We start from the raw sequence: 3,250 nt of genomic DNA, 5'->3' as shown, positions 1-3,250 counted from the left end.
CAGGAGGTGCATCAGGGCGAAGACGTGATCGGTGAAGCCCGCCGTGTCGGTGTAATGCTCCTCGATCCGCAAGTCGGACTCGTGGTACAGCAGGCCGTCGAGCACGTAGGTCGAATCGCGCACGCCGACGTTCACGACCTTGGTGTGAAATGGCGCGTACTGGTCAGAAATGTGGGTGTAGAACGTCCGCCCTGGGCTGCTCCCGTATTTCGGGTTGATGTGGCCGGTGCTCTCGGCCTTGCTGCCGGTGCGGAAGTTCTGGCCGTCCGACGATGAGGTGGTGCCGTCGCCCCAGTGCTCGGCGAAGGGATGGCGGAACTGTGCGTTGACCAGATCGGCCAGCGCCGCCCCGTAGGTTTCGTCGCGGATGTGCCAGGCTTGCAGCCAAGCCAGCTTGGCGTAGGTCGTGCCGGGGCAAGACTCCGCCATCTTGGTCAGGCCCAGGTTGATCGCGTCGGCGAGGATCGTGGTCAGCAACAGGTTCTTGTCTTTGGCCGGGTCGCCCGATTTCAGATGCGCGAAATGCCGAGTGAAGCCCGTCCATTCGTCCACCTCCAGCAGCAGTTCGGTGATCTTGACGTGCGGCAGGATCATTGCCGTCTGGTCGATCAGCGCTTGGGCGGTGTCGGGTACCGCCGCGTCGAGCGGCGTGATCTTCAAGCCTGACTCGGTGATGATGGCGTCCGGCAGCTCGTTGGCCGTCGCCATACGGTTGACGGTGGCAAGCTGTGTTTCCAGCAGCGTCAGCCGGTCGTTCAGGTACCGGTTGCAGTCGGTGGCCACGGCCAGCGGCAATTCGCTGGCCTGCTTGAGGCTGGCGAATTTCGCGGGCGGCACCAGGTAGTCCTCGAAGTCCTTGAACTGGCGCGACCCCTGCACCCAGATGTCGCCGGAACGCAACGCGTTCTTCATCTCCGACAGCGCGCACAGTTCGTAGTAGCGCCGGTCGATGCCGGTGTCGGTCATGACCAGCTTCTGCCAGCGCGGCTTGATGAACTCGGTCGGCGCGTCGGCGGGCACCTTGCGGGCTTTGTCGCTGTTCATGCCGCGCAGCACCTCGATGGCGTCGAGCACGTCCTTCGCGGCGGGAGCGGCCCGCAGCTTGAGCACGGCAAGGAATTCCGGCGCGTAGCGGCGCAGCGTGGCGTAGCTTTCGCCGATGCGGTGCAGGAAATCGAAGTCCTCGGGCTGCGCAAGCTTCTGCGCTTCGGTGACGCTCTCGGCGAAGGCATCCCAGGACATGACGGCCTCGATGGCGGCGAACGGATCGCGGCCCGCCTGCTTGGCCTCGATCAGCGCCTGGCCGATGCGGCCGAACAACCGCACCTTGGCGTTGATCGCCTTGCCGGACGCCTGGAATTGCTGCTGATGCTTGTTCTTGGCGGCGTTGAACAGCTTGCCCAGGATGCGGTCGTGCAGGTCGATGATTTCGTCGGTGACGGTGGCCATGCCCTCGATGGCAAGCGCCACCAGGGTGGCATAGCGTCGCTGCGCCTCGAACTTGGCCAGGTCGGCGGGCGTCATCTGGCCACCCTCACGGGCGATCTTGAGCAGGCGGTTCTGGTGCACCGACCGCTCGATGCCAGAAGGCAGGTCGAGCGCCTGCCACGCTTTGAGGCGTTCGATGTGTTCCAGCATGTGCCGCGAATTCGGTTTGACGGGCGATTGGCGCAGCCAGGCCAGCCAGGTCGTTTTGCCGTTGTCCCGACGCTTGAGCAGATCGTCGAGGCGGCGGCGATGCGCGTCCGACAGCGGTTCGGCCAAGGCATCGTAGATGCGCCGGTTGGCGCGGGTGATTGCTTCGGCGCTCGCCCGCTCGACGGCGTTGAGGGCAGGCAGAATGACCGACTGCTGCCGCAGGTGCTCGATCAAGGTGCTGGCCAGCACGATGCCCTTGTCGGTCTGCAAGGCCATCTCGGTCAGCAACTGGACGGCCTGCCGGTAGTGGCCCATGGTAAAGGGCTGGAAGCCGAACACCGTTTGCAGTTCGACCAGGTGCTCGCGCCGGGTCTGCTCCCGCTGCCCGTATTCGTCCCAGCTTTCGACGCTGACCTTGAGCTGGTCGGCGACCAGTTTCAACAAGGGCGGAAACGGCGGCTCATCGACGCCCAGGATGACACCAGGAAAGCGCAGGTAACAGAGCTGCACGGCGAAGCCCAGCCGGTTGGCCGGGCCGCGCCGCTGCCGGATGATGGAGAGGTCGGTTTCGCTGAACGTGTAGTGACGGATCAACTCATCCTTGGTGTCCGGCAACGCCAGCAGGCTTTCGCGCTCGGCGGCGGACAGGATTGAACGACGTGGCATATTTACTGATCCGTTCTCAAGTATTGATACAGGGTTTCGCGACTGATTCCGAATTCACGAGCCAGCTTGGTCTTTTGCTCGCCAGCCTCGACACGTTGGCGCAGTTCGGCAATACGCTCAGACGACAGGGATTTCTTCCTGCCACGGTAGGCCCCGCGCTGCTTGGCGAGCGCGATGCCCTCGCGCTGCCGCTCGCGGATCAAGGCGCGTTCGAACTCGGCGAACGCGCCCATTACCGACAGCATCAGGTTCGCCATCGGCGAGTCCTCGCCGGTGAAGGTCAAATGCTCCTTAAGGAACTCGATGCGTACGCCGCGCTGGGTGAGGCCCTGCACCAGGCGGCGCAGGTCGTCGAGGTTGCGCGCCAGACGATCCATGCTGTGCACCACGACCGTGTCGCCTTCGCGCACGAAGGCGAGCAGCCGTTCCAGTTCGGGCCGCCGTGTGTCCTTGCCCGACGCCTTGTCGGTGAACACTTTATCCACCTGGATCTGTTCGAGCTGCCGTTCTGGGTTCTGGTCGAAGCTGCTGACGCGGACGTAACCGATGCGCTGACCGTGCAAGGTATCCTCCTGAGGGAAATGTGTCAGGAAGAAATCTATGACCCTTGACGGCGCATGTCAATCAATTCGGAAGGCAACTCTATTCTGACGATTTAGCGCCGGATGGTCTGACGCCAAGTTAGGGTATGCCTCAATCTGACGGTAGCGAGTCGCAGGCGTTCGGATCGGCATCGGTTTCGTTCCCTGTCTTGGCACGCGCTTCGAAGCGTTGATAACACTCCAACCCGCAGAAGTGCTCGACGTATTCCGCGCCTTCCGGGGTGAAGGCGGCATCGAGCGGGATTTCCTTGCAGCACACGCAGCAACTGGTGGTGGTCGAGTCTGTCGTTTTCAGAAGACGGCTGCACTGAACGTCAGAAGCCGACTGCACTATAGCAGCGGAG

3 protein-coding genes are annotated in these 3,250 nt (G+C 63.1%); all 3 read right to left on the bottom strand.

The window, feature by feature from the left end; genetic code table 11:
* Nucleotides 1-2,304: Tn3 family transposase (locus tag EKA13_RS26515; RefSeq protein ID WP_065761975.1), on the bottom strand; the 2,304-nt coding region annotated here is incomplete at its 3' end.
* A gap of 2 nt (nt 2,305-2,306) precedes the next feature.
* Complete coding sequence (locus EKA13_RS26510; RefSeq protein ID WP_003124096.1) at nt 2,307-2,867, bottom strand: recombinase family protein; 561 nt, start codon at nt 2,865-2,867, stop codon at nt 2,307-2,309.
* A gap of 130 nt (nt 2,868-2,997) precedes the next feature.
* Nucleotides 2,998-3,250, bottom strand: a 253-nt coding sequence (locus EKA13_RS26505) for a DUF3330 domain-containing protein (RefSeq protein WP_125862974.1), incomplete at its 5' end; no start/stop codon positions are given.

Origin of the sequence: Pseudomonas defluvii, assembly GCF_001695625.1 — a bacterium.
Taxonomy (GTDB): Bacteria; Pseudomonadota; Gammaproteobacteria; order Pseudomonadales; family Pseudomonadaceae; genus Aquipseudomonas; species Aquipseudomonas defluvii.
Note: the sequence above shows the minus strand (reverse complement) of the source record. Positions and strands in the feature narration are given on the sequence as shown.